Consider the following 26,553-nt stretch of genomic DNA (forward strand, 5'->3'; position numbering starts at 1 on the left):
TAACAAAACGGTTTTATCTATGAAAAATTAATATTTTCCTACAAAAAGCAGTTTGGTGTTGGTCATAAACAAGGTGATAATGTGCAGTTACATTTTTACGCAATGATTTAACACCTATGTCGCATATTTCTGTCTTACTTTTTGAGACCGTTGAGAGCTTATTGGCAGATCGCACAACAGGGGTGTATATCGATGCAACCTTCGGAAGAGGCGGGCATACACGTTTATTGCTCTCCAAACTTGATGAAAATGCACGAGTGTATGCATTTGATAAAGATCCTCAAGCTTTGGAAGTTGCTGCTGCTTTGGCACAAGAAGATCCAAGATTTACCATCATTCATGCCAGTTTTGCTGATATCAAAGAGAAGATGCAGGAAATTGGTGTGATGAGTGTTGATGGAATTATGGCTGACTTAGGGGTTTCATCTCCTCAACTTGATCAGGCTGAGCGTGGTTTTAGCTTTATGCAAGATGGTCCGTTGGACATGCGAATGGATAATTCTAAGGGTTTAACTGCTGCTGAGTGGTTACTTAAAATTGAAGAAGAACAATTAGCAAATATTATTTATCAATATGGTGAAGAGCGTTATAGTCGACGTATTGCTAAAGCCATTAAACTAGCTGGAAAACTAGAAACGACCGCTCAATTGGCGGAAGTTGTTAAAACCGCTCATCCAAAATGGGAAAAACATAAACATCCAGCGACACGTGCATTTCAGGCTATTCGAATTGCTATTAATAAAGAGCTTGAAGATATTGAACTGTTTTTGCCGCAAGCTGTAGACTTACTAAAACCGGAAGGACGTTTATCTGTTATTAGTTTCCATTCTCTTGAAGACCGACTGATTAAGCAGTTTATTCAAAAAGAATCTACGTTAGCAGAAGATTTCGGTTGGGGAATGCCTGAGCAGCGGATAGATACAAGAAGATTAAAGAAAATTTCACGGGTTCGTGCGAGTGAAGAAGAAGTAAAAGCGAACCCTCGTTCACGTAGTGCATGGCTTCGGGTTGCTGAACGCTTGGAAGAAAAAGGCGCGTAATGAAAAGCAGTGATGAAATCGCAACCACAGAAAACAAAGTGGTGAAAAAAGTTGTTGTGTATACAGTATTGGTGGCGCTTGTTTTTATAAGTGCCATGATGGTGGTATTTCAAGTATTTGAATATCGTCATGATTATAGAGAGCTTAGCTCTTATATGCGTGAACGTGATGATCTCAATGCTGAATGGGGGCGTTTGCTCATTGAGCAACAAACCTTTGGTGCAACAGCACAGATTGGTACGCGTGCTGTAACTCAGCTACGGATGTTTTCTCCACCGGCTGCAGAAACGGTGGTAATTTCTTTACCAATGACCTCAGAGCAAAATAAGTAAGGCCTTGCTGTATGGTAGATAAGCGAACAAAACAAACACGGAAAAAACAGCAGTCTATTTCGGAAAAACCAACTCTTGCATTTGATATGTGGCGGTTTTATCTGCTCTGGGCAGTGGTGCTGCTCTGTTTTGTTGTTTTAATTGCACGTGCATTTTATGTACAAGTAATTAATAAAGATTTTTTACAAAACAAGGCCAATGCCAATATTTTGCGTACTGAGCGTGTAGAAGCTATGCGTGGCGTGATTAGTGACCGCCACGGGGTACCTTTGGCAATTAGTACACCGATCATGAAAATCGTAATGGATCCACGTGATTATTTCGATACCAAACACTTATATGACCAAATTACAGAAGAATTAAAGAAAGATCCGAATAATCGTAAATTAAAAAGACAATTACCCGATAAAAATTTGAATCTTGATGAGTTGGCGGATGTAGTCGGTTTAGACCGTGCCGATCTTAAAAAACAGATGAATGCACGACCACGTTCTCGTTATCTGGTTTTGAAGAAAGAAATACCACCGCAGCAGGCAGACCTCATTACGAAGGGTAACTTTCAAGGGGTATATGCCGAGAAAACGTATAAGCGTTATTATCCTCAACCACAGCCAAATGCCCAGATTATTGGTTTAACCAACAGTGAAGGCCAAGGGATTGAAGGCTTGGAAATGCAGCTCAATAAACAGCTGTCGGGTGTGGATGGTGAGCAAAAAATTATTCGTGATAAGCGCGGAAACCGTTTAAAAGTTTCAGAGGTTATTCGTGAGGGTGAACCGGGCGAAAACATCACTTTAAGTATTGACTCCCGTTTGCAGTACATTATGTACCGTGAATTAACAGCTGCTGGTGTTGCAAATAACGCTCGTTCGGCAACAGCTATTGCTGTAGATGTTAAAACTGGCGAAATTTTGGCAATGACCAGTTGGCCGTCATATAACCCAAATGACAAAAACGGTTTATCTAATAAAGATGCCATGCGTAACCGCGGTGCGATTGATATGTTCGAACCGGGTTCAACCATGAAGCCATTTACTGTCTCTGCGGCACTGGAAACTGGACAATATACGCCAAATACCATTGTAAACACTTCTCCAGGTTCAATGCGTTTAGGTTGGCATACAATTCGCGATACCCATAATTATGGTGCATTAACTGTAAGTGGCGTAATTATCAAGTCTTCAAACGTGGGTTCTGCAAAAATTGCATTGTCACTTCCAAAGCAAACATTGCCGAGCTTCTTTAATCGTGCTGGTTTTGGTAAACGCTCGGCTGTGAAATTTCCAGGTGAAAGCTCAGGTTTAGTGCTACCGGCAAGTAAATTAAATTCTTCCCAAATTGGTACCATGGCTTATGGTTATGGTCTAAATGCGACTATTCTCCAGTTGGCGCAAGGCTATGCAATGCTTGCAAATCATGGCGAGAAAATGCCTTTAAGCCTGCATAAGTTAGATCAGGCACCTAAAGGTGAGCAAGTTCTTGCTCCAAAAATTGCCGATCAGGTTTTGCTTATGCTAGAGCAGGTGACTATGCCTGGTGGTACTGCAAAACAAGCTAATATTCCGGGTTATCGCGTGGGTGGTAAAACTGGTACGGCGCATAAACTTCGTGCAGACCGTAAAGGTTATTCAAATAATGAATACCGTGCTTTATTTGCTGGTATTGCCCCAATTAGTGACCCGCGTTTAGCAGTTATTGTTGTGGTTGAAAACCCGCAAGGCCGTTATTACGGTGGTTTGGTTGCTGCCCCTGTTTTTGCACGCATTATGCAAGAATCATTGCGCTTAATGAACGTACCGCTTGATAAACCCCTTGATACTCCAGAAAACCCTATTCGCAGGTAAGCTATGTCTGTTTCTTTTCAAGAAATTAATCCAGTCGAGATTGATGCACAGTGGTCTAAGCAGCCTTTTCATGGCTTTAGTTTAGACAGCCGTAAGGTTGAGTCAGGCCAAATCTTTATTGCCTTGACCAGTTATAGCCAACCTGAAAAAACGCGTATATTTGCTGAGTCAGCTTTAGCCAATGGTGCACTTGCTATCATTAGTGAGACTGAGTTGGGTTTGGAAAATGAGTGGGTATGTCCTGATGTACGTCAGCGTATGGGTGAATGGCAACAGCGTTATTTGCAGCAGATAGATCCAGTTGCACCAGCACGTATTGTTGCAGTGACAGGCACAAACGGTAAAACGACAATTTCACGTCTAATTGCTGAGTTAATTAGTTCGCAACAACAGCAATGTGCAGTGATGGGAACTACGGGTAATGGTATTTTGCCAGACTTAACACCATCAACGCATACCACACTTGATGCTTTACAATTACAAAATGCGTTATATGACTATGCTAAACAAGGTGCAACTTTTGCGTCTTTGGAAGCAAGCTCACATGGTTTAGAGCAGGGCCGTTTAAATGGTTGTGCTATTGAAATTGCCGTTTATAGCAATTTGAGCCGTGATCATCTGGATTATCATGGCACTTTAGAGGCTTATGCTGAAGCTAAGGCTCTTTTATTCCGCTTCAGCTCTTTAAAAGTGGCTGTTATTAATCTGGATGATGAGTATGCTGCTCTAATAATAAATGCAGCAAAACAAAATCCTGCTCAGCCAAAGATTCTGACGTATTCGCTTACTCAAAATACAGCAGATTATTATATTAGTGACCTAAGTTACAGTTTGGCAGGGGCGACTTTTAATTTAGTCAGCCAGCAAGGTTCTTTTGCTGTTCAAAGTCCATTATTGGGGCATTTCAATGTCGAAAACTTGATTGCAGCACTTATTGCTGCTGAGCAAGCAGGTTTTGATTTAGAAGCATTAGTCGCTTTTGTCCCTCAATTGATTGGTGCGCCGGGACGAATGCAGGTCATTCGTGATGGTCAACGTTTATTTGTTGTGGATTATGCGCACACACCTGATGCTTTGATTCAGGTGCTTAAAACTCTAAAACGTCATGTATCTAATCAACTTTGGGCGGTATTCGGATGTGGTGGAGATCGGGATCGAGGCAAACGTCCACTGATGACTCAAGCCGCTTTAGACGGCGCAAATCCGATTATTTTGACTTCAGATAACCCAAGAACTGAAGACCCTGAACAAATTTTTGCTGATATGAAGCAAGGAATCGATTTTTCAGGGCATCGTATGCATGAAATTCATGACCGCCGTGAAGCAATTAAATTTGTTGCACAGCAGGCTCAGGCTGGTGATATTGTTGTTATTGCTGGTAAAGGTCATGAAAACTATCAAGAAATTAATGGTGTGCGTCACTGGTTTGATGATGTTGTTGAAGTTCAATCAGCGATTGCTGCGCAACACCATACTGTAGACGCTGCTTACCCTGCACAATAGGACAAATTATGCATACTTCAACCACCAGTACCGTGCCTTTGGAACCGTGGACAGCTCAGCAATTACAACAGGCAACACAGGGCTACTGGCATAAAGACCAGATCCCTCAAACTGAAATTAAACGTATTTTGACGGACTCACGTCATGCGGAAACTGGGGATGTTTTTTTAGCACTTAAGGGTGAACGTTTTGATGCGCACGACTTTGTAGCTCAGGTTGCAGCGAATGGTTGTCAAATCGCAATTGTTGAACGCCCTTTGGATGTAGATATTGCACAGTTGGTTGTTGCCGACACTCGCTTGGCTCTCGGGCAACTTGGCGCTTATCGTCGTGAGCAAAATACTCAATTAAAAGTGATTGCTTTAACAGGTAGTAGCGGTAAAACCACAACTAAAGAAATGTTGGGAAGTATATTATCGCGTTTAGCTCTGACATTAATCACCCGTGGTAATTTAAATAATGACCTCGGTGTACCCATGATGTTGCTTGAACTGAGAAAAGAACATCAGTTTGCTGTAATGGAACTAGGTGCAAGTCATCAGGGTGAAATTGATTATACTTCTAAGTTAGTTCAGCCTCATGTTGCGGGCATTTTAAATATTGGGACAGCCCATTTGGGTGAATTTGGTGGACGTGAAGGTATTTGCCGCGCTAAATCAGAAATTTATCGCCATATTTTACCAAATGGCGTTGCAATCGTTCCACAACAAGATGATTTTACTGCTGAAATTCATAAAGCTGCGCAAGCACATCGCATTTCTACATTTGGTGTAGGGGGCGATATTTATGCAACAGATATTGAATTATTGCCTCAATCAACAAATTTTACCCTACATACGCCGCAAGGGATGAGTGCCGTTAAACTTCCTTTTGCAGGTGAGCATAATGTGCAAAATGCCACTGCGGCTGTAGCCTTTGCTTTGGCGCTTGGTATTGGACTTGAAGATATTGTCCAAGGCTTAGAGCAAGCTCAGGGTGCTAAAGGTCGTCTAAACTTTATTCAAAAATCTCCTTACTTATTTATTGATGATACTTACAACGCCAATCCAAATTCTATGCGTGCTGCTGCGCAAGTATTGTTGCAGCAACAAGGCATAAAAGTGATGGTAATGGGTGATATTGGTGAGTTGGGAGATAGTAGTTGGCAAGAGCATCATGATTTAGGTCATGATCTCGCCGAACTTCCTTTAGATCATATTATTGCAGTTGGGCAGTTTGCTTCAGCCGCTCTCGAGGGTGCAGACTCTCATTCCAATAAAGTGAAAGCATTTCAGACACAAGCTGAGGCGCTTCCATTTCTAATCAATCTAATCCAAACACATCAACCCCAGTCCATGAGTTTCCTGTTTAAAGGTTCTCGCTTTACTCATATGGAAACGTTGATGGCTGATTTGATGGAGAAACTTTAAATGCTGTTATGGTTGTTTGAACAACTTGCGGGCTATCACAGTTCGTTTCAGGTCGTTCGTTATTTAACATTACGTTCTTTACTCAGTGTATTAACGTCCCTGACCATTGGTTTGGTCCTTGGACCGATCATGATTCGTAAATTACAAGCGTTAAAATACGGTCAGGCAGTAAGTTCATTTGCTCCTGAAAATCATGCTAAAAAGATGGGTACACCAACGATGGGCGGGATTTTAATTCTGCTTTCAATTGGGATTAGTACTTTACTCTGGGCTGATTTATCTAACCCTTATGTCTGGATTGTGCTTGGTGTAATGGTTGTGTTCGGTGCTGTAGGTTGGGCAGACGACTGGATTAAAATTCGCTATAAAGACAATGCAGGTTTACCTGCACGTAAGAAGTTTTTCTGGACTTCTGTTGCATCCCTTGGTGCTGGTATTGCGTTATATTTAATCGCAACTCAACAGTCCAATGCAGAACATACTGCAAATATGCTGGATTTATTGATTCCTTTCTTTAAGAATCTTTCAATCCCACTCTCAATTGTTCCTTTAGGCTTGGCATTTATTGTATTTACCTATCTGGTGATTAATGGTGCCTCTAACGCGGTTAACTTAACCGATGGTTTAGATGGCTTGGCGATCATGCCTGTTGTAATGGTAGCTACCGGCTTAGGTGTATTTGCTTACTTGTCTGGTGACATCCGCTTTGCTAACTATTTACATATTCCATATGTGAAATATACCTCTGAGCTTGTTGTGATCTGCTCTGCCATGATTGGCGCAGGTTTGGCATTTCTTTGGTATAACGCGCACCCTGCCCAAATCTTTATGGGTGATGTTGGCGCTTTAGCTTTAGGTGCGATGCTTGGAACAATTGCTGTCATGGTGCGCCAAGAAATCGTATTTGCGATTATGGGTGGTGTGTTTGTAATGGAGGCAGTATCTGTCTTCTTGCAAATTGGATCGTTGCGAATGCGTAATAAACGCGTATTCTTAATGGCGCCGTTGCATCATCACTATGAAAAGCAGGGCTGGAAAGAAACCCAAGTTGTGATTCGTTTTTGGATTATTACAATTATATTAGTAGTTTTAGGTCTAATGACTTTAAAATTGCGATAGATCTTATTTTAGTGTCAATATAAAGCCAGTTCTACTGGCTTTTTTTATTGGAGAGATGAATGACAAAAGTTGCTGGTCTAGACCAATTATCTGTAATTAATCAAAAAGTGGTTGGTGAGGGTGAGGTGTTACCTCAGGTCGTACTTAAAGATGGAAGTCAGGTACAAACAGGAACTGTCGCTACAATGTTGCATAATATTGAATTATATAATGCAGGGCAAAGAGGACAGATTGAAGAGGAGTTAAAGATCGCAATTCCAACTTTAGTCAAGGTTGGTCTATTTGATTTATTTCAGGTGGATGAATGGATTAACGGAACAAATGCGGGGCGTACATTTGTGGGAATGCAGGCAAAGACTTATTTACAGCAAAAAGAACAAGAGAATAATTAAAAGTGACTAAGCAAATTTTAATGTGTCCTGTGTGTCGTCAATCTCTGGATTTAAATGAAAAAACTTGGCGATGTGGACAAGGGCATAGTTATGATGTCGCTAAACAAGGTTATGTTAATTTACATGTTGTGCAACATAAGCACAGTAAAAACCCTGGAGACACGCCAGAGTCAGTAGATGCGAGACGAGCTTTTTTACAAGGCGGTTATTACCAACCCTTACAACATGCTGTAGTCGCTTTGTTAAAACAACTCGATGTAAAAACTGTACTTGATATTGGGTGTGGGGAAGGCTATTACACAAGTGCTGTGCAGCAAGTGGTTGAGCAATGTGTTGGTGTTGATATTGCAAAAAATGCGGTACAGCGTGCAGCAAAGCTCAATGCTGAAGTGACTTGGGTTGTGGGAACCGGTGCGACTTTACCTGTGCTTGATCAAAGCATGGATGCATGTACCAGTTTGTTTAGCCCAATTCCACAAGCAGAAATTGCGCGTGTTTTAAAAGATGATGGTTATTTAATTGTTGTCACGCCTGCCTCTGAACATTTATATGCAATGCGTGAGGCTTTATTTGAACAAGTTAATCCTCACACGCCAGAAAAGTTTGTGGAGCAGTTGCAAGATTTGTTCGAGCTCAAGCAAGAGCAAATTATTGATGCCCCTTTTGTGCTTGATCAGCAGGCCCTAAAAAATCTGATTGCTATGACGCCTTATGCTTATAAAGCTTCTCCCGAACGTCGTTTGCAGTTAGAGCAGCAGTCGCAATTAGAAGTAACGGCCTCTTTTCAAATTTATGTCTTTCAGAAGCGTAATAAAGAAGCTAGCTAATAGACTATTTTTGAAGCGCAAAAAAAAGCCATCTAACGATGGCTTTTTTATTATTTATTCAATCTGATTAATCAGATTTTCTAGTTCATCTTTTTCTCGCTTAGGCGCGGGTTCCTGTGAAGGTTTCATAGCAGGAGGCGCAGCTTTTGATGGAATAACAATTTCTTCACCCGGTAAATCGGCAAAGTCATTGTTATTGTTGAGCTTCGGTTGCGGTGGTGCTGGGCGATATAGTGGACGAGCCAATGGTGGAGCCGCGCGATAGGTTTTCTTGTCGCTAACTTCTACTACCGCTTGATTTTTGTCACGTGAAATAGGTGCTTGAGCATCTTTGTCGAGGCGAACCCAAGCTGATGGTGTACCTTGCAAAGCTTGACCCATAAAGTTGATCCAGATCGGTAATGCAGCAATACCACCATACTCACGACGACCTAGTGTCGTTGGTTGGTCAAATCCAACCCACGTCACAGTAACTAACTTGCCGTTGAAGCCAGCAAACCATGCGTCTTTTGCATCGTTGGTTGTACCTGTTTTACCACCTAAGTCATTACGACCAATTTTAAGCGCAGCACGGCCTGTACCATGTTCAATAACGTCTCGTAAAATATTAGCCATGTCATAAGCAGAACTTGATTTTAAAATACGCTGTGCCTGACGATATTCACTGTTTGCTTTATCAGTCTGTTTAAGATTAAGTTGCTTAGCTGCCTTTTCTTTCTGCTCTACATCTTTATTAGTAACTTCAATCACTTCATCGTCTGTTGTCGTAGCTTTCTGCTCGTCATCAGTTGTGTCAGGTGCGTTAATACATGGAATACATGCATATTCTGGCTTAGCTTCATAAATCACTTTACCGTATGCATCTTCAATACGTTGAATAAAGTGCGGTTGAATGCGGTAGCCGCCATTGGCAAAAGTCGAATATCCCGTTGCCATTTGAATTGGTAAAACTTGAGGAGTACCTAAGGCAATGGTGTAGTTACGTGGAATTTGATCTTCTTGTAAACCAAAATCCATAAATAACTGTCGAGTACGTTCAATACCGACTGTCTGTAAAAGACGTACAGATACGGTGTTACGAGACAAATACAACGCCCGGCGTAATGGAATCATTCCTAAATAACGACCGTCTGAGTTTCTCGGTGTCCACTTACCAATCGTGATAGGACTATCATTCACCATACTGTACGGCGTCATACCGCGCTCTAGTGCCAATGCATAGACAAAAGGTTTAATTGTTGAACCCGGTTGGCGCCAGCCTTGTAAAGCACGGTTAAATTTCGATTGATAGAAATTATAACCACCTACAATTGCTTCAATTGAGCCGTCGTTAGGATTGATTGCAATGAGTTGACCTTGAACTTTTGGAACCTGAACTAAAGACCATGCTGTTTTTGCTTCATTTGGACGTAAGCGAATAATATCTTTAACTTGAACAATCTGAGATGCACGAGAAGGAGCACCACCTACACTATTCGCATTGCGATAGGGACGGGCCCATGACATACCTGACCACTGTACAGTAACTGTTGTGCCATCTTGCATTAATGCTTCAAAAGAGCTGCTATTTACCTTGGTAACTTGTGCAGGGTAGGTGTTGGCATATGCTCTAAATTCACTTAATGGTTTGTCGTGTGCTTCAGCACCGCGCCAGCCATGACGACGGTCATAAGCTTCAAGACCATCTTGCACAGATTTTTCTGCAATCGCTTGGCGTTTAGCATTGATGGTTGTATAGACTTTATAGCCAGAATCAATTGCTTGTTCGCCAAAATGTTTTACGAGTTCTGAACGAACCATTTCACCTGCATAAGGGTGAATATTATTTAAATCCCGATTGGGCATATTGAGGTTGATCGGTTCAGCCACAGCTTTTTGGTATTCTGCTTGAGAGATATAACCCAGCTGTAACATACGACCTAAAATCCAGTTACGACGTTCAAGTGCACGCTCTGGATTAACCACAGGGTTGTATTTAGAAGGCGCTTTTGGTAAACCTGCGATCATTGCCATTTGGGCAATGCTGAGTTCATTAATACTTTTGTTGTAATAAATTTTGGCTGCTGCTGCGATACCGTAAGCATTTTTTCCTAAGAAGATTTTATTCACATAGAGACTGAGAATTTCTTCTTTGGATAAATTTTGCTCAATTTTTCGAGCCAAAAAGATCTCGGTTATTTTGCGTTTTAATGTTCTTTCTGGACTCAAATAATAGTTCTTTGCAACCTGCATAGTGATGGTTGAACCACCAGTTTGCACATCAGAGCCAGTCACACTTTCACTTAAAGCACGCCCTAAACCCTTAAAACTTATCCCGCTATGTTCAAAGAAAGAAGAGTCTTCTGCTGCTAAAAATGCATGAATAAAAGCAGGAGGAATTTGTTTGTATTCAACCGGAATAGACAGCTTACCACCATACTCGGCAATCAGTTGATTATCTGATGTGTAGACCTGTAGTGGTTTTAAAAGCGGAGCTTTTTTTAGTGAACTCATTTCTGGGAGCGATGGGGCGATATAGAGATACATGCCATAAAAGCCCATCGGAAGTGAGACTAAGATAATAATAATGATCAAAAAAATTGGACGCACGAAGCCCAAACTGGATAGCTTTTTCATGATAAGTAAGCTTTAATAAGATCGAATACAAACTAATTGTGGTCAGTATAGCCTTTAGACATGCGGATTGTTAGATGAGATATTGTATCCGTGTAAAAATAAAGACCTAGATTATTGGTTTGTAATTTTTTTTGGGGATAAAAAAATAATAGGACAATAGTGTGCTCAGGTTATATCGTAAACCGAATAAGGGGTTAATGGGTGTCGATATTAGTTCGACTTCTGTTAAGTTGTTAGAGCTCTCTGTTAAGAACGGTAAATATTTGGTGGAAAGCTATGCTTTGATGCCTTTACCCGAGAACAGTGTAGTTGAAAAAAATATCTTGAATCCAGAGGCAGTTGCAGAAGCTTTGGAACGGGCGATGAATTTAGCAAATCCCCAAACCAGTAACGCTGCAATTGCTGTTCCAACATCGACGGTTATTCATAAAACCATCGAAATGGATGCAGATATGAATGATGATGAACGAGAAGTTCAGATTCGATTAGATGCGGAGCAGTATATACCGTTCCCTTTAGATGAAGTGAGCCTTGATTTTGAGGTTTTACCAGATCGACTGCCTAATCCAAACCGTGTGAATGTACTTTTAGTTGCAACAAGAACAGAAAATGTTGAAACACGAGTAGAAGTACTGGAACTGGTGGACTTAACTCCTAAGCTTGCTGATGTAGAAAGTTATGCTGTCGAGCGTGCTTTTAGTGTATTTGCTGATAGCTTGCCAATGGGTGCAAATACCATTGGGATTTTAGATATCGGTCATACCATGACGACATTATCGGTTATGCAAAATGGCAAAATCATTTATACCCGTGAACAAGTCTTTGGTGGTAAACAGCTTACTTTGGAAATTCAAAGCCGTTATGGTTTGTCTTTAGAAGAAGCGGGACGGGCTAAAAAAGAGCGCTCTTTACCAGATGATTATGATATTGAAGTCTTAGAGCCATTTCTTGATGCTGTCGTGCAGCAAGCAGCTAGATCTCTACAATTTTTCTTCTCTTCATCACAATTCAATGAAATTGACCATATTTTACTCGCTGGTGGAAATGCCAATATTCCTGGGCTTGCTAAATTGTTGCAGCAAAAACTTGGTTACCGTGTGACCATTGCCAATCCGTTTTTACAAATGGGTTTTTCTCCTCAAGTCGATGTTCAAAAAATTGAAAATGATGCCTCATCGTTAATGGTGGCATGTGGCTTGGCTTTAAGGAGTTTTGATTAATGGCAACAATTAATTTACTCCCTTGGCGTGATGGGCTTAGGGAGCAGCGCAAAAAACAATTTATTATTTTCTGTTTTGGCGTAGTTGTGCTGGGGATTACCACTGTATTTTCTGGGTGGTTTTATTTGAATCAAAAATTAAATGATCAAGAACAAGCTAATCAACTCATTACCAGTACAAACCAGAGTCTAGATCAACAACTTAAAACCTTAAATGGTCTGCAAGAACAACGTGACGCTATTATCGAGCGTATGAAACTTATTCAGGGATTGCAAAGTCAGCGCCCTGTTGTCGTGCGTTTGGTAGATGAATTGGTACGTGTTACTCCTGCTGCGATGTATTTGACTAAATTTAGTCGAACTGGAGATAAATTTACCATTGAAGGTAAAGCGGAAAGTCCAAATACGGTTGCGGAGTTATTACGTAACCTCGAAGCATCACCATGGTATCGCAACGCTTTTATGAACTCTTTCTTGGCGACTGAAGAGAAAAAAGATAAGACTGCGAGTTCGCTGCTTCCTCGAGTGGAAGATAGCTATGGCAGTTTTGTTGTGACTGTTGATTTGGGCGAAATGGGGGTGACTACAACAGATGATACCGCCAATACGTCTGTAAGCACGGATAAGGGGGCGGTTAAATGAGTCCGGATGAACTTCATGAGTTGTCGTTAGAGCAAGCTCCATCTAAGAAAAAAAAGATCACCTTAGAAAAATTTCTTCAGCAATTTAACACACTAGATATGAACAGCTATGGTAGTTGGCCATTATCTGTGAAAATTACTTGCTGGATTTTTATTTTCTTTGCTGTGTTGGCTTTGGGATATTTTGTTGTTATTCAGCCAAAGCTACAAGCAATTGATAATGCACAGGCACAAGAAAGTAATTTGTTGAATGAGTTTCGAGAAAAAGATTCAAAATTGCGTAACTTGCAGCAATATCAGCTTCAACTTCAAGAGATGCAAGCAAACTTTAATCAGCAGTTAGAGCAACTGCCAAAAGAAACCGAAATTCCAAGCTTGGTTGAAGATATTAACTTAACTGGGGTGAATTCTGGCCTGAAGTTTAAAAATATCCGTTTAGAAGATGAAGTGAAGCAAGAAATCTTTATTGAACAGCCTATTACGATGGAAGCAACTGGTGATTATCACGCTTTTGGTGCTTTTGTCAGTAGTATTGCGGCATTACCACGTATTGTGACAATGCATGACTTTGTTGTAGAAGCTGCACCTGTTAAAGATAGTAAGTCAGATATTCCTGTGCTTAATTATTCTATTAAAGCAAAAACTTATCGCTATATGGGCGCCGTAGAAAATGCTGAACATCCGGAAAACAACGCTTCGGCTTCAGTAGCACCTGTTTCCTCTACTGCTAATACACAGTCGAAATAGGAGCATTACAATGAAACTTAAGCAAATTTCTTTTTCTATTTTGGCATGTTTAGTTTTAGTCGGATGTGACTCGAGAATCGACGCTGTAAATCAGCAAATGGCAGATATACGTAACCAGCCACCACAGCCGATAGATCCAGCACCTGTTTTCACACCTGTACCACAATTTAATTATGCGGCTCATCAGCTAAAGAGTCCATTTTTACCCAGCTCACTTGCTGCTGAGCTCAAAATTATGGCAGGAAAACGGGTATATCCGAATTTCTCACGTGCACCTCAGCCTCTAGAAAGTTATGCATTAGAATCCTTAAACATGAAAGGAAGCATACGTAATAACCGTGGGCAAGTACTGGCTCTTATCCAATCACCTGATCAGCAAATTGAGCGAGTGCAGGTGGGGAACTATATCGGGATGAATCAAGGGCGTATTACCCATATTGGTCCAACTCAGATTGATCTGGTAGAAATTGTCCCCGATGGGCGTGAAGGCTATGTGGAGAGACCAAGAACCTTAGTGTTAATTGGACCCGCACCCTAAAATTTAGGGAATAACAAAGAAAAAGTATTTTTAAAGATTATTTAATTGGGGATGGTCAGACAATGAATCACGTATTCCGTCAGTTTTCTATGGGGGCTGTAGCCATTGCAGTTATGCAGGTTGCATCTGCACAGGTCAGCATGACCAATATTGTACCGACACAAATTGCAGGTCAGGGTACAGAAATTAGAGTGATGTTTAATGGTTTGCCGCCGCAACCACAGGCATACCAACTTGAAAATCCTTCACGTTTGATTTTGGATTTTAATAAAGCTCAGCAGACTTTAACACAGTCAAAAGTGGCAATTGGTACAAATGAAGCGAGCTCGGTCGATGTAAGTTCTGACGATCAGCGCTCACGTTTAACTGTAAATTTAAAAGGGGCGGGTGCATTTACAACGCGCATAGAAGGCAATACTTTTATTTTAAAGATTAATTCAGCTCAAGCGGCTATTAAACCTTTATCAACAAATACAATGCAACCCCAAGGCGTTTCAAATATTGGCTTTCAGCGTGGTGGTCAAGGTGAAGGGTTAATTGTTATTGATTTATTGGGAAGTAATACTCCTGTTGATGTGCAACAACAAGGCAGCAAAGTTGTAGTGAGGACACTCGGTTCTAAAATTCCCCCTCATTTAGCTAAACGTTTAAATGTGAACGATTTTGCGACCCCTGTTTCTACTATTGAGTCTTATAACGAAAAAGGCAATGGCGTTATTACGATCCAACCTACTGGTAGCTATGAATATATGGCTTATCAGGCAGAAAATAAACTCACCATTAGCTTAAAACGCCCTCAGGACAAAAATGTAAGTTCTTCATCTAAGCCATCTAATTATTCTGGTAATAAGCTTTCTCTTGATTTCCAAGATATTGAAGTTCGTAGAGTTCTACAATTACTTGCTGATTTTACTGGCATTAATATGGTGGCTGCCGATAGTGTGCAGGGCAATATTACTTTGCGATTGAAAGATGTTCCGTGGGATCAGGCACTTGATATTATTTTAAAAACTAAGAATCTAGATAAACGCAGAAATGGTAACGTTATTTGGATTGCTCCAGTCGCTGAGTTAATTAAAGCAGAAGATGATGAGGCAAAAGCTTTAGCACAAACTATTAAGTTAGCGCCGATTCAAACAGATTATATCCGCTTGAGTTATGCGAAAGCGATTGATGTACTTAAGTTAATTGAAGATTCTCGTGATGCAAAAGGGGCGGCAGCGAATCGCACTACCAATTCAGATGCTCTTGCTTTAGAGAGTTTATTGAGTTCCCGTGGTAGTGCTGTTGCGGATACGCGTACTAATACTTTGATTGTAAATGATACGGCACAAAATATTGATAAAGTTCGTAAAATGATTGAGTTGCTTGATGTACAAGTTAAGCAAGTTATGGTAGAAGCACGTATTGTCAGAGCTTCTACTTCTTTTACCAAAGAACTCGGCGTTAAATGGGGAATATTATCGCAAGGTATTACTAATAATAATAATTTGTTAGTTGGAGGTAGTGAAACAACCTTGTGGAATTTACGAGAGCCTAAAAAAGATGAGACTACGGGAGGCTATAAATATACGATTGAGCGCCCCGATAACTTAAACGTCGATTTAGGAGTTTCTAATCCGGCGGGAAGTATCGCCTTTGGTCTTATTAGCATGTCTGACTTTATGTTGGACCTTGAGTTATCTGCTTTACAAGCTGATGGCTATGGCGAAGTTATTTCCACCCCTAAAGTTATGACTGCCGATAAGCAGACGGCGAAAGTTGCAACTGGTCAACAAGTTCCTTATCTAATGACTACCACTTCTGGAGCGGGTAATACGGCAACGACCTCATTTAAAGATGCCCTATTAAGTCTGGATGTTACTCCGAACATTACACCTGATGGCAAGATTCAAATGAAATTAGATATTTCTAAGGATTCGATAGCTGGTGAAGCCCCTAATGGTGAGTTAATTCTGAATAAGAATAATATCAATACCAATGTGTTGGTTGATAATGGAGAAACTGTCATTTTAGGTGGAGTATTTGAACAGACAACAAAGAATTCTCAAACTAAAGTCCCCTTCTTTGGTGATATTCCTGTAGTTGGGCGCTTATTCAGAAAAGATGTGAAGTCTGATGATAAACAAGAGTTGCTGATTTTCGTAACACCACGAATTGTTAATGACACTTTAGCGAGAAATCATTAATATATTTTTCAATGAAAGCAATTGAAATAGGTGGCGCCTTGCCAAGCAAAGCGTTTGAAACCCTGCCAAATATTTATTTGGTAGGGCCCATGGGGGCAGGAAAAACAACCGTTGGACGTCATTTAGCCGAACTATTGGGGCGTGAATTTTTAGATAGTGATCATGAAATTGAGCGCAAAACGGGTGCTACTATTCCTTGGATTTTCGAAAAAGAAGGGGAAATTGGATTTCGTACTCGTGAAACCATCGTTTTGAATGAGTTGACTTCCCGTAATGCCTTGGTATTAGCAACTGGGGGCGGTGCCATCACTCAAGCGCCAAATCGTGAGTTTCTAAAGCAGCGCGGTATTGTTGTTTATCTTTACACTCCTGTGGAACTTCAATTACAACGAACGTATCGCGATAAAAACAGACCTTTATTACAAGTTGAAAACCCTGAACAAAAATTGCGTGATTTGTTGAAAACACGTGATCCTTTATATCGTGAAGTTGCTCATTATACGATTGAAACCAATCAGGGTGCTGCTCGTGATCTTGCTCAAAAGATTTTGCAACTTATTTTGTCTAACACGCTAATATAGCCAAACTTACTCGTGGTTTTATAAATTCATGCAAACTTTACATGTTGAATTAGGCGAACGCCGTTATCCTATTTTTATTGGCAGTCAACTTGATCCTAAACAGTTGCTTGAGCCTTATATTCATGGTCAACAGGTCATGATCGTGAGTAACGAAACGGTCGCTCCTTTATATTTGTCTCATTATCAAGAAGCGTTAAAAAGTTTGGGTAAAACTATAGCTACTTGTATTTTGCCTGATGGTGAAAAATATAAAGATATTCAACATTTAAATTTAATTTTTGATGCATTACTCGAAGCTGGGTTTAACCGAGACTGTACAGTTTTAGCTTTAGGTGGTGGTGTTATTGGTGATATGGCTGGCTTCGCCTCAGCATGTTTCCAGCGTGGTGTATATTTTGTTCAGGTTCCGACCACACTTCTTTCACAGGTAGATTCAAGTGTGGGTGGTAAAACTGGAATTAACCATCCACTGGGTAAGAATATGCTTGGTGCATTTCAGCAACCTCAAGTTGTTTTAGCTGATATGGCTCAACTCAACACTTTACCAGATCGAGAGTTGTCTGCTGGATTGTCAGAAGTCATTAAGTATGCCTTGTTAGGTGATGCCAATTTTCTAGTGTGGTTAGAACAAAATATGGATGGCTTGGTTGGTCGAGATGCCAATCTTTTAGCAGAAGCTGTTTATCGTTCATGTGCCCATAAAGCCCGTATTGTTGCAAATGATGAAAAAGAGCAAGGCGAGAGAGCTTTACTCAACCTAGGTCATACGTTTGGTCATGCTATAGAATCTTACCTTGGTTATGGTACTTGGTTGCATGGTGAGGCAGTTGCTACCGGCATGGTAATGGCAGCTGATTTATCACAGCGTTTAGGATGGATTTCGAGCGATGATGTAGAGCGTACAAAAAAAATTATTAAACGCGCTAATTTGCCGATATCATGTCCAAAAATTCCATTGGATGAATTCCTTGGATATATGGCACATGATAAAAAAGTCCTCAATGGTCAATTACGTTTAGTGTTGTTAAAGCAACTTGGACAAGCGGTAATTACTAAAGACTTTGATGTTGAACTCATGAAACAAGCTATTTTGGCAAATCAACACGGATAATAAATTAAGGTAACACATGACTGTATCACGTACACTTTGGCAGAATGTTCAACAATATATCTGGTTGGTGGGTGGTATCGTCTGCTTGTTTCTGGCTTTTATTTTCTGGGTAATGACTGATAGTAAGAAGCTTGTCGAAGTTGAAAAAGCAGCCGATTCAGACACACCAGTGCAAATTCAGCCAGAAAAAGTGGCAACAACGGCTAACTTGGGGGCTTTAGCTGATGAAGTTAGACCTCTTGATTTAACGACTCGGACGGTTGTATCTGGTCAACATGAGGCAGAATTCCGCGGTACAAAGTTTATCAACGAAAACAAGAAACAATGGACGCTTGAGCTGTTCCGTGCATCTGACGAAGATATTATTAAAAACTTTTTAAAGAATCGTTCAGACCGAAATAAATTTATCTACTTCCGATTAAGTGGAGAAAAGCAATCTGAACAGTATGTTTTGACATATGGCGTATTTAAACGTTCTGAAGATGCAATTCAGCAGTTAACACAACTGAATCTTAATTTGCCTGAATCAATTAAGCCGCAACCTCAACAATTTTCGACTTATGTGCCACTCGTTAATGATTTGGGTGCGGATGAAATGAAAGGTGGGATTAGCCAAACTTATGAAGTGCGGTTACGCCCAGCTGCGTTGCCAACAATTGATGAGTCTTTGCTTATGGGCACAGGTGTAAATAGCGCTATAAATACGCAACCTAAAGTGGCTGCTCCAGCAACGAACTCTACAACTCGGACAACTATTATCCGTCGAGATGCAGATGGAAATGTTGTAGATGTACACCAGTCTAATTCTGCTGTTGATACTGCTAAAAAGGCTCAACAAAATCGTGCAACTGAAGCTCCTTCAAAAAATGCAACAAATGAGGGCACAAGAGGGAACTAACGGTAAGAATAATTTGCACAAATATAGTGCAATAATAAGAAATACATATACTCTTTGACCAAGTGTGGTGCATATTTGGTCATTTATTAAAATGATAGCCTGAATAAAACTGATCTATTTTTAATAAATATAAACACTTAAGTTGTAAAAAACATATTGGCATAGTTTTTGCTTTATTCTTGTGCTTATTAATGTACTGCTAACTATTTTGGCGCTCTAAAGAGTGAAGTCTATGCAGAGTCGTGGGGTCGAACTGCTTTAAAAGAGTGCGAAATAAGTCAAAACATTTTTCTAGCAAAAACCAGTGTACGCATTTATGGAACAGCGTATATTGGCTTATCAGCCCAAAATTTTTTTTTGCGAAACATTGAGCTAACTATCGTCCGTAGGCAATATCGCAGAAATAAGTTGTTTGTTTGACGCTCGAAAGAGCCTTATTGAAAGAAGGGTACGCTATGCACATGCCATCGCCTAATACTGTAGCTCCCGCTCAAGGTTTATATCAGCCTGATGAGTTTAAGGATAACTGTGGTTTTGGACTGATTGCCCATATGAAGGGTGAATCAAGTCATCATCTTGTAGAAACCGCGATTCACAGTTTAAGTTGCATGACGCACCGTGGTGGTATTGCCGCAGATGGCAAGACGGGAGATGGGTGCGGCTTATTATTGGCGATGCCAAAGCAATTTTTTCGTGATGAAGCAAAAAAACTGAGTGATATTACACTGAGCGAAGTTTTTGCTGTGGGTACGGTATTTCTAAATATTGATCCGGCATTAGCGCAACATTCTAAAAATATTTTAAATAAAGAAATTGAAGCAGAAGGCTTACGCGTACTGGCTTGGCGCGTTGTGCCTACAAATAATGATGCATTAGGTGAAATTGCACTTCAATCTTTACCTGCTTTTGAACAGGTCATTGTGAACTGTCCAATGGGTGTAACCGAAGTTGAGTTCAACCGTAAGCTATTTTTGGCGCGTCGCCGTGCGGAACAACAATTACAAACAGATCCGTTATTCTATGTGACTACGCTTTGTTCGACAGTGATCACTTATAAAGGCTTGATGATGCCTGCTGCGATTGCTGAGTTCTATACAGACTTGGCAGACGAACGTTTAAAATCACACATCGTCGTGTTCCATCAACGTTTCTCGACCAACACTTTACCACGTTGGCCGTTGGCTCAGCCTTTCCGTTATCTTGCTCATAATGGTGAAATTAACACCATTACAGCAAACCGTAACTGGTCATTAGCACGTACTCCTAAATTTGAAAATCCATTGTTGCCGGGCTTAACGGAACTTAACCCGATGGTAAATCGTACTGGTTCAGACTCATCAAGCTTAGATAATATGCTTGAGATCTTGGTCGGCGGCGGTATGGATTTATTCCGTGCGTTACGTATGCTCGTACCGCCAGCTTGGCAAAACGTAGAAACTTTAGATGCGGACTTACGCGCATTCTATGAGTTCAACTCTAAGCACATGGAAGCTTGGGATGGTCCTGCGGGCTTGGTAATTCAAGATGGTCGTCATGCAATCTGTATGCTTGACCGTAATGGTTTACGTCCTGCGCGTTGGGTAATTACTAAAAATGATTACATTACCTTAGCATCGGAAATTGGTGTTTGGGGCTATGAACCTGAAGACGTGGTTTCTAAAGGCCGTGTAGGTCCAGGTCAAATTTTGGTAGTTGATACCTTAACAGGCAAAGTGCTTGATACTAAAGATGTAAACACTCATCTTAAAAACATGCGTCCGTACCGTGAATGGTTGCGAGATCATGCAATTCGCTTAAAGGCTAATCCTGAACTTGAAGAACAATTAGTTGATCAAGGTTTAACTGGCGATGCTTTAAAAGCAGCTCAAAAAATGTTTATGGTGACATTTGAAGAGCGTGACCAGTTATTGCGTCCAATTGCTGAAAGTGGTCAGGAAGCAGTAGGTTCTATGGGTGATGATACGCCAATGGCTGTATTGTCTCGTCAAGTACGTCATGTGACTGATTATTTCCGTCAACAATTTGCACAGGTGACTAACCCTCCAATCGATCCATTACGTGAATCGATTGTAATGTCCCTTGAGACATGTTTAGGTCGTGAGCAAAATGTATTTGAGCAAGGTCCAGAGCACGCAGATCGAATCATTATTTCGAGTCCTGTTCTGTCTAACTCAAAAATGCAGCAAATCCGTAGTATTGATCGTGCAGGCTATGAGTCTGTTGACATCAATTTGAACTATGCTGAAGAAGAAGGTTTGCAAGCTGCGATTACACGTATTTGTGAAGAAGCGGCACAAGCAGTTCGTGATGGTAAAACTTTAATTGTTTTAACTGATAAAAATATTCGCCAAGGTTTCTTACCTGCAAATGCAGCACTTGCAACAGGTGCGGTACACCATTACCTCATTAAAACTGGTTTACGTACTGATGCAAACATCATGGTTGAAACTGGTTTTGCACGTGATCCGCACCAATTTGCGGTATTACTTGGTTTCGGTGCAACCGCAGTTTACCCATACCTTGCATATGATGTGATCAATGATTTGATTGCTAAAGGTGAGCTTTTAGGTGATCCAATCCATGCGCAAGCGAACTTCCGTAAAGGGATTGAGAAAGGCCTATTAAAAGTTCTTTCAAAAATGGGTATCTCTACAGTTGCATCGTATCGTGGCGGTCAGCTTTTTGAAGCAGTTGGTTTATCGTCTGAAGTTGTAGATCAGTGTTTCTTAGGTGTTCCAAGTCGTATTCAGGGCGCAACATTTGCTGACCTTGAAAAAGATCAGAAAAAATTAGCTGCTACAGCTTGGTCAAATCGTAAACCGATAGATCAGGGTGGTTTGCTTAAATTCGTGTTTGATAAAGAGTACCACGCGTTCAACCCAGATGTGATTAACTCATTACATACGGCTGTTCGCTCTGGTAAGTATGAAGACTTTAAAGTATATGCTGAGCTGGTGAATAACCGTCCGGTTGCAACCATTCGTGACTTATTCAAGTTAAAAACAACGAATTCGATTCCAGTTGACCAAGTAGAGTCAGTTGCAGATATCTTGCCTCGTTTTGACTCGGCAGGTATGTCTTTAGGTGCTCTTTCTCCAGAAGCACATGAAGCAATTGCAATCGCGATGAATACAATTGGTGGTCGTTCAAACTCTGGTGAGGGTGGTGAAGATCCTGTTCGCTACGGCACAATTCGTAACTCGAAAATCAAACAGATCGCATCTGGTCGTTTTGGTGTAACACCTGCTTACTTAACTTCTGCTGAAGTATTGCAAATTAAAGTTGCTCAAGGTGCAAAACCAGGTGAAGGGGGGCAGTTGCCGGGCGGTAAAGTAAATGGCTTAATTGCACGTTTACGTTATTCTGTACCGGGTGTAACGCTGATTTCACCTCCACCACATCACGATATTTACTCAATTGAAGATTTGTCTCAGTTAATTTTTGACTTGAAACAAGTTAACCCGAAAGCAATGGTGTCAGTAAAACTGGTATCTGAACCGGGTGTGGGAACAATTGCCGCTGGTGTTGCTAAGGCATATGCAGACTTCATTACCATTTCTGGTTATGACGGTGGTACAGCAGCATCTCCACTTTCATCAATTCACCATGCGGGTTCTCCATGGGAATTAGGTCTCAGTGAGGCGCATCAAGCACTTCGCGTTAATGACTTACGTGGCAAAGTACGCGTACAAACTGATGGTGGTTTAAAAACTGGTCTTGATGTCATCAAGGCAGCAATTTTAGGCGCTGAGAGCTTTGGTTTCGGTTCAACACCAATGATTGCTTTAGGTTGTAAATATTTACGTATTTGTCACTTGAACAACTGTGCAACAGGTGTTGCAACTCAACAAGATCACTTACGTCAAGAGCACTATATTGGCGAGCCAGAAATGCTCATCAATTTCTTCCACTTTATTGCGGAAGAGACTCGTGAATGGTTGGCAGTTTTAGGTGTTTCTTCATTGAAAGACTTAATTGGTCGTGTTGATTTACTTGAGGTATTACCGGGTGAAACTGAAAAACATGCTCACCTTGATTTAAGTGCATTGTTAACGTCTCATCCATCTGCTGACGGTAAAGCACAGTACTGTGAAGTACAAGGTAATGCACCATTTGATAAAGGTGTATTGGCTGAGAAAATGGTTGAGGAAATGCTTCCTGCAATTGAATCAAGTGCAGGCGGTCAGTTCAACTTCAAAGTTGTGAACTGTGACCGTTCGATCGGTGCTCGTGTGTCAGGTGAAATTGCTCGTCGCTACGGCAACTTAGGCATGGAAGTGCATCCTGTAGTCATGAACTTAACTGGTACAGCTGGTCAGTCGCTTGGTGTATGGAACGCTGGTGGTTTACACATCCGTCTTGAAGGTGATGCAAACGACTATGTGGGTAAAGGTATGGCTGGTGGTCGTATCTCAATCTTCCCACCACAAGGTTCGCCTTTCCAAACACAAAACACAGCAATTATTGGTAATACCTGTTTGTATGGTGCAACTGGCGGTAAGCTTTTTGCAGCGGGTACAGCGGGTGAGCGTTTTGCGGTTCGCAACTCTGGTGCATTTGCAGTAATTGAAGGCGCTGGTGATCACTGCTGTGAATATATGACAGGTGGTGTTGTGACTGTACTTGGTAAAGTAGGCCATAACTTTGGTGCGGGCATGACTGGTGGTTTTGCTTATGTACTTGACCTTGATAATGATTTTGTAGATTACTACAACCATGAATTGATTGATTTAAATCGTATTTCAACAGAATCTATGGAAGATCATAAAGAGTTCTTGTTGCGTATTATCGATGAGCATATCAAAGAAACAGGTAGTGCCTGGGCTTATAAAATCCGCAATGAGTTCGATTTCTACAGCCGTAAATTCTGGCTTGTGAAACCAAAGGCTGCTAATTTACAAACGCTTTTGAAAACAACACAAGCTGATCCACAATAATTCCACGACTGCAACGACATAGGCAGGTGCGGGCAACAGTGAAATCCGCGCCTACCCACGGAGAGAGACATGGCAGAACGCCTAAATAATGACTTTCAATTTCTGGATGTAGCACGCCAAGATCCAGAGAAAAAAGATATTACTGTCCGCAAAGCAGAATTTGTGGAAATTTATAAACCTTTTACATCGGAAACTGTCGCTAATCAGACTCACCGTTGTTTAGGTTGTGGTAACCCATATTGCGAATGGAAATGTCCTGTACATAACTACATTCCAAACTGGTTAAAACTCATCGCTGAAGGCCAAATTTTCCAAGCTGCTGAGCTTTGCCATCAAACCAACACATTACCTGAAGTATGTGGTCGCGTATGTCCACAAGACCGTTTATGTGAAGGTGCTTGTACCTTAAATGATGGTTTTGGTGCAGTGACTATTGGTAATGCTGAAAAATATATTAACGACACAGCCTTCGCTTTAGGCTGGCGTCCAGATATGTCAGGCGTGAAATGGACTGACAAAAAAGTTGCAATCATTGGTGCCGGTCCGGCAGGCCTAGGTTGCGCAGATATTTTAGCTCGTGGTGGTGTTAAGCCAGTTGTATTCGATAAGCGTCCTGAAATTGGTGGCTTACTTACATTCGGTATTCCAGAATTTAAAATGGAAAAAGATGTAATGAAACGCCGTCGTGAAATTTTCACAGGTATGGGCATCGAATTCCGCTTAAATACTGAAATTGGTACAGATGTCACTATTGATGAATTACTTGCAGAATATGATGCTGTATTCATGGGTATGGGAACTTATACCTACATGAAGGGTGGCTTCCCAGGTGAAGACCTTGCAGGTGTTTATGATGCACTTGATTTCTTGATCTCTAACGTGAACCGTTGCCAAGGTTGGGAAAAAGATCCAAGCGAGTACATTAGCTTAGATGGTAAAAAAGTAATTGTACTTGGTGGTGGTGATACAGCGATGGACTGTAACCGTACTTCATTACGTCAAGGCGCTCATGATGTAACGTGTGCATACCGTCGTGATGAAAGCAACATGCCAGGATCTGCGCGTGAAGTAAAAAATGCCTATGAAGAAGGTGTGAAATTCTTGTTCAATCGTCAACCGATCGAAATCGTAGGCGAAAATGGCAAAGTGACAGGCGTTAAAGTGGTGACGACTCAAATGGGTGAACCAGATAGTCGTGGTCGTCGTAGTCCTGAACCAGTTCCAGGTTCTGAAGAAGTATTACCAGCTGATGCGGTTTTACTTGCATTCGGTTTCCGCCCAAGCCCAGCTGACTGGTTTGGTAACGCGAATATTAATCTTGATGGTTCAGGCCGTGTTGTGGCAGCTGAAAAGCAAGAGTTCAAATTCCAGACATCGAACCCGAAAATCTTTGCTGGTGGCGATATGGTCCGTGGTTCAGACCTTGTCGTGACTGCAATTTGGGAAGGCCGCCAAGCTGCTGAAGGAATTTTAGATTACCTTGGTGTTTAATCTAAAAAACTATTTTTAAAGTTGTTAATAAAGCCTGCTTGATGCAGGCTTTATTTTTACCGCTAGTCACTTTGATATTTTTGGCAAATACAATAAGCTTTTTAGCCCTTTTTAGCCTTTAACCATCACGACATACTCAAAGCTTCCTTCTTCAATACAATAGGTGTTGAACATGAGCATCGCAGGTATGACGGCAGAAAAATCATATTTAAATCGTCGAAAAGCGTTGGGTATTACTGTGCGTCGCCTTGAATTTAATCCTAAGGCGATCAAGCGGCACTATTTTGCCAACTCTCCTCTTATGTCTCACTTTTTAACTGCACTATCTTCAACGTTTCCTGTAGGAGAGCAGTTTTTTGTAAATAGCGTGCGCAATGTACGTGATAAGGTTTCCGATCCACAATTACAGGCTCAAATTGCCGCTTTTATTGGACAAGAGGCAATGCATTCTAAAGCTCATGATGAGTTTAATGAAGCTTGGCGGCGTGATGATTATAATCTAGACAGCTTTCAAAACTGGCTAAATCAGCGTGATAAATATTTAAGAACGATTCCTCCTAAACTGCAATTGGCCCTTACCTGTGCTTTTGAACATTTTACTGCTCTACTTGGGGGATATGTTTTACAGCACCCAGAGTTATTAAAAACGTTAGATCAAGATGCACTAAAACTTTGGGTATGGCATGCGATTGAAGAAATTGAGCACCGTTCAGTGGCGTTCGATGTCTATCAGCATGTGTATGGGGATGATCGTATTCGTCGCTTACTCATGCGTAGTGTTACCACAGGATTTGCCAGTATCGCTTTTTATGGAACAACCCGCTTATTTTGGCAAGATAAATGGAATAGCTTACCTAAAATCGGAGGTAATTTATTTGGTTTATATTTGCTGGTTAAAATGCTTGTTCAGCTCATGCCGGAATATTTCGCATATTACAAAAAAGATTTCCATCCAAGTCAAAAGGATTATGGTCGTATGGTCGATTATTGGAAAAGCTCTTTGGCAGATGAATATCGAATGGCAAGTTTTCAACAAGAAAAAGACCAACTATTAAGTTAATAAATAACCGGATTGAAAAATCCGGTTTTTAAATCAATAAAATAAAAGCAACACAATAA

General features: G+C 41.0%; 20 protein-coding genes. 19 read left to right on the forward strand and 1 reads right to left on the reverse strand.

Annotation, left to right across the window (positions count from 1 at the left end; translation table 11 throughout):
• Positions 1–116: 116 nt before the first annotated feature.
• The 8 genes from rsmH to ASF86_RS12070 are packed head-to-tail and all read left to right on the forward strand — an operon-like array spanning position 117 to position 8,466.
• A complete protein-coding gene (rsmH, locus tag ASF86_RS12035; protein WP_056482421.1) occupies positions 117–1,040 on the forward strand; it encodes a 16S rRNA (cytosine(1402)-N(4))-methyltransferase RsmH in 924 nt (307 codons plus the stop codon).
• Positions 1,040–1,372, forward strand: a complete 333-nt coding sequence (ftsL, locus tag ASF86_RS12040; protein ID WP_004789835.1) for a cell division protein FtsL — start codon at positions 1,040–1,042, stop codon at positions 1,370–1,372. The genes rsmH and ftsL overlap by 1 nt, the downstream gene beginning before the upstream one ends.
• A gap of 11 nt (positions 1,373–1,383) precedes the next feature.
• On the forward strand, positions 1,384–3,216 hold the full coding sequence (ftsI, locus tag ASF86_RS12045; protein WP_056482424.1) for a penicillin-binding protein PBP3: 1,833 nt from the start codon (positions 1,384–1,386) through the stop codon (positions 3,214–3,216).
• 3 nt (positions 3,217–3,219) lie between these two features.
• Positions 3,220–4,719 carry a UDP-N-acetylmuramoyl-L-alanyl-D-glutamate--2,6-diaminopimelate ligase gene (locus ASF86_RS12050; protein ID WP_056482427.1) on the forward strand — a complete coding sequence of 500 codons (1,500 nt, stop codon included), beginning with the start codon at positions 3,220–3,222 and terminating at the stop codon, positions 4,717–4,719.
• Positions 4,720–4,727: 8 nt separating this feature from the next.
• The gene (locus tag ASF86_RS12055; RefSeq protein ID WP_056482430.1) at positions 4,728–6,128 is read left to right on the forward strand and encodes a UDP-N-acetylmuramoyl-tripeptide--D-alanyl-D-alanine ligase; all 1,401 of its coding nucleotides are present in this window, start codon (positions 4,728–4,730) and stop codon (positions 6,126–6,128) included.
• The gene (gene mraY / locus ASF86_RS12060) at positions 6,129–7,247 is read left to right on the forward strand and encodes a phospho-N-acetylmuramoyl-pentapeptide-transferase (protein WP_003653822.1); all 1,119 of its coding nucleotides are present in this window, start codon (positions 6,129–6,131) and stop codon (positions 7,245–7,247) included.
• Between the two features lie 59 nt (positions 7,248–7,306).
• Complete coding sequence (locus ASF86_RS12065) at positions 7,307–7,639, forward strand: hypothetical protein (RefSeq protein WP_003653820.1); 333 nt, start codon at positions 7,307–7,309, stop codon at positions 7,637–7,639.
• Positions 7,640–7,641: 2 nt separating this feature from the next.
• On the forward strand, positions 7,642–8,466 hold the full coding sequence (locus tag ASF86_RS12070) for a putative RNA methyltransferase (RefSeq protein ID WP_081407687.1): 825 nt from the start codon (positions 7,642–7,644) through the stop codon (positions 8,464–8,466).
• 54 nt (positions 8,467–8,520) lie between these two features.
• Here ASF86_RS12070 and ponA read toward each other — a convergent pair whose 3' ends face one another.
• Positions 8,521–11,082 (reverse strand): penicillin-binding protein PBP1a, encoded by a 2,562-nt coding sequence (gene ponA / locus ASF86_RS12075; protein WP_056482433.1) that lies wholly within the window; start codon positions 11,080–11,082, stop codon positions 8,521–8,523.
• A 161-nt stretch (positions 11,083–11,243) separates the two neighbouring features.
• Here ponA and ASF86_RS12080 point away from each other — a divergent pair, with 161 nt between their 5' ends.
• The 11 genes from ASF86_RS12080 (at position 11,244) to ASF86_RS12130 (ending at position 26,494) form a co-directional block, all read left to right on the forward strand.
• Positions 11,244–12,302: a pilus assembly protein PilM gene (locus ASF86_RS12080; RefSeq protein ID WP_056482436.1), complete on the forward strand. Its 1,059-nt coding sequence runs from the start codon at positions 11,244–11,246 to the stop codon at positions 12,300–12,302.
• Positions 12,302–12,943 carry a PilN domain-containing protein gene (locus ASF86_RS12085; protein WP_017390950.1) on the forward strand — a complete coding sequence of 214 codons (642 nt, stop codon included), beginning with the start codon at positions 12,302–12,304 and terminating at the stop codon, positions 12,941–12,943. The genes ASF86_RS12080 and ASF86_RS12085 overlap by 1 nt, the downstream gene beginning before the upstream one ends.
• The gene (locus ASF86_RS12090; protein WP_005038271.1) at positions 12,940–13,689 is read left to right on the forward strand and encodes a type 4a pilus biogenesis protein PilO; all 750 of its coding nucleotides are present in this window, start codon (positions 12,940–12,942) and stop codon (positions 13,687–13,689) included. Before ASF86_RS12085 ends, ASF86_RS12090 begins: the two co-directional genes overlap by 4 nt.
• A gap of 10 nt (positions 13,690–13,699) precedes the next feature.
• On the forward strand, positions 13,700–14,227 hold the full coding sequence (locus ASF86_RS12095; RefSeq protein ID WP_003653811.1) for a pilus assembly protein PilP: 528 nt from the start codon (positions 13,700–13,702) through the stop codon (positions 14,225–14,227).
• A 62-nt stretch (positions 14,228–14,289) separates the two neighbouring features.
• Positions 14,290–16,416: a type IV pilus secretin PilQ family protein gene (gene pilQ / locus ASF86_RS12100; protein WP_056482439.1), complete on the forward strand. Its 2,127-nt coding sequence runs from the start codon at positions 14,290–14,292 to the stop codon at positions 16,414–16,416.
• 11 nt (positions 16,417–16,427) lie between these two features.
• Entirely contained in the window at positions 16,428–16,997 is a 570-nt protein-coding gene (gene aroK / locus ASF86_RS12105; RefSeq protein WP_003653807.1) for a shikimate kinase AroK, read from the forward strand.
• A gap of 28 nt (positions 16,998–17,025) precedes the next feature.
• Positions 17,026–18,108 (forward strand): 3-dehydroquinate synthase, encoded by a 1,083-nt coding sequence (gene aroB, locus ASF86_RS12110; protein ID WP_056482442.1) that lies wholly within the window; start codon positions 17,026–17,028, stop codon positions 18,106–18,108.
• A 16-nt stretch (positions 18,109–18,124) separates the two neighbouring features.
• On the forward strand, positions 18,125–19,006 hold the full coding sequence (locus tag ASF86_RS12115) for a hypothetical protein (RefSeq protein WP_056482445.1): 882 nt from the start codon (positions 18,125–18,127) through the stop codon (positions 19,004–19,006).
• Positions 19,007–19,467: 461 nt separating this feature from the next.
• Positions 19,468–23,943, forward strand: a complete 4,476-nt coding sequence (gene gltB / locus ASF86_RS12120; RefSeq protein ID WP_171252341.1) for a glutamate synthase large subunit — start codon at positions 19,468–19,470, stop codon at positions 23,941–23,943.
• 69 nt (positions 23,944–24,012) lie between these two features.
• Complete coding sequence (locus ASF86_RS12125) at positions 24,013–25,434, forward strand: FAD-dependent oxidoreductase (protein ID WP_056482450.1); 1,422 nt, start codon at positions 24,013–24,015, stop codon at positions 25,432–25,434.
• A 172-nt stretch (positions 25,435–25,606) separates the two neighbouring features.
• Positions 25,607–26,494 (forward strand): metal-dependent hydrolase, encoded by an 888-nt coding sequence (locus ASF86_RS12130; RefSeq protein WP_056482453.1) that lies wholly within the window; start codon positions 25,607–25,609, stop codon positions 26,492–26,494.
• Positions 26,495–26,553 lie beyond the last annotated feature (59 nt).

Source organism: Acinetobacter sp. Leaf130 (assembly GCF_001423205.1).
GTDB lineage: Bacteria > Pseudomonadota > Gammaproteobacteria > Pseudomonadales > Moraxellaceae > Acinetobacter > Acinetobacter calcoaceticus.

Bases quoted from the DNA above. Each gene is read 5' to 3' on its own strand.
- rsmH (WP_056482421.1), top strand. From the start codon at position 117: ATGTCGCATATTTCTGTCTTACTTTTTGAGACCGTTGAGAGCTTATTG.
- ftsL (WP_004789835.1), top strand. From the start codon at position 1,040: ATGAAAAGCAGTGATGAAATCGCAACCACAGAAAACAAAGTGGTGAAA.
- ftsI (WP_056482424.1), top strand. From the start codon at position 1,384: ATGGTAGATAAGCGAACAAAACAAACACGGAAAAAACAGCAGTCTATT.
- ASF86_RS12050 (WP_056482427.1), top strand. From the start codon at position 3,220: ATGTCTGTTTCTTTTCAAGAAATTAATCCAGTCGAGATTGATGCACAG.
- ASF86_RS12055 (WP_056482430.1), top strand. From the start codon at position 4,728: ATGCATACTTCAACCACCAGTACCGTGCCTTTGGAACCGTGGACAGCT.
- mraY (WP_003653822.1), top strand. From the start codon at position 6,129: ATGCTGTTATGGTTGTTTGAACAACTTGCGGGCTATCACAGTTCGTTT.
- ASF86_RS12065 (WP_003653820.1), top strand. From the start codon at position 7,307: ATGACAAAAGTTGCTGGTCTAGACCAATTATCTGTAATTAATCAAAAA.
- ponA (WP_056482433.1), bottom strand. From the start codon at position 11,082: ATGAAAAAGCTATCCAGTTTGGGCTTCGTGCGTCCAATTTTTTTGATC.
- ASF86_RS12085 (WP_017390950.1), top strand. From the start codon at position 12,302: ATGGCAACAATTAATTTACTCCCTTGGCGTGATGGGCTTAGGGAGCAG.
- ASF86_RS12090 (WP_005038271.1), top strand. From the start codon at position 12,940: ATGAGTCCGGATGAACTTCATGAGTTGTCGTTAGAGCAAGCTCCATCT.
- ASF86_RS12095 (WP_003653811.1), top strand. From the start codon at position 13,700: ATGAAACTTAAGCAAATTTCTTTTTCTATTTTGGCATGTTTAGTTTTA.
- pilQ (WP_056482439.1), top strand. From the start codon at position 14,290: ATGAATCACGTATTCCGTCAGTTTTCTATGGGGGCTGTAGCCATTGCA.
- aroK (WP_003653807.1), top strand. From the start codon at position 16,428: ATGAAAGCAATTGAAATAGGTGGCGCCTTGCCAAGCAAAGCGTTTGAA.
- aroB (WP_056482442.1), top strand. From the start codon at position 17,026: ATGCAAACTTTACATGTTGAATTAGGCGAACGCCGTTATCCTATTTTT.
- ASF86_RS12115 (WP_056482445.1), top strand. From the start codon at position 18,125: ATGACTGTATCACGTACACTTTGGCAGAATGTTCAACAATATATCTGG.
- gltB (WP_171252341.1), top strand. From the start codon at position 19,468: ATGCCATCGCCTAATACTGTAGCTCCCGCTCAAGGTTTATATCAGCCT.
- ASF86_RS12125 (WP_056482450.1), top strand. From the start codon at position 24,013: ATGGCAGAACGCCTAAATAATGACTTTCAATTTCTGGATGTAGCACGC.
- ASF86_RS12130 (WP_056482453.1), top strand. From the start codon at position 25,607: ATGAGCATCGCAGGTATGACGGCAGAAAAATCATATTTAAATCGTCGA.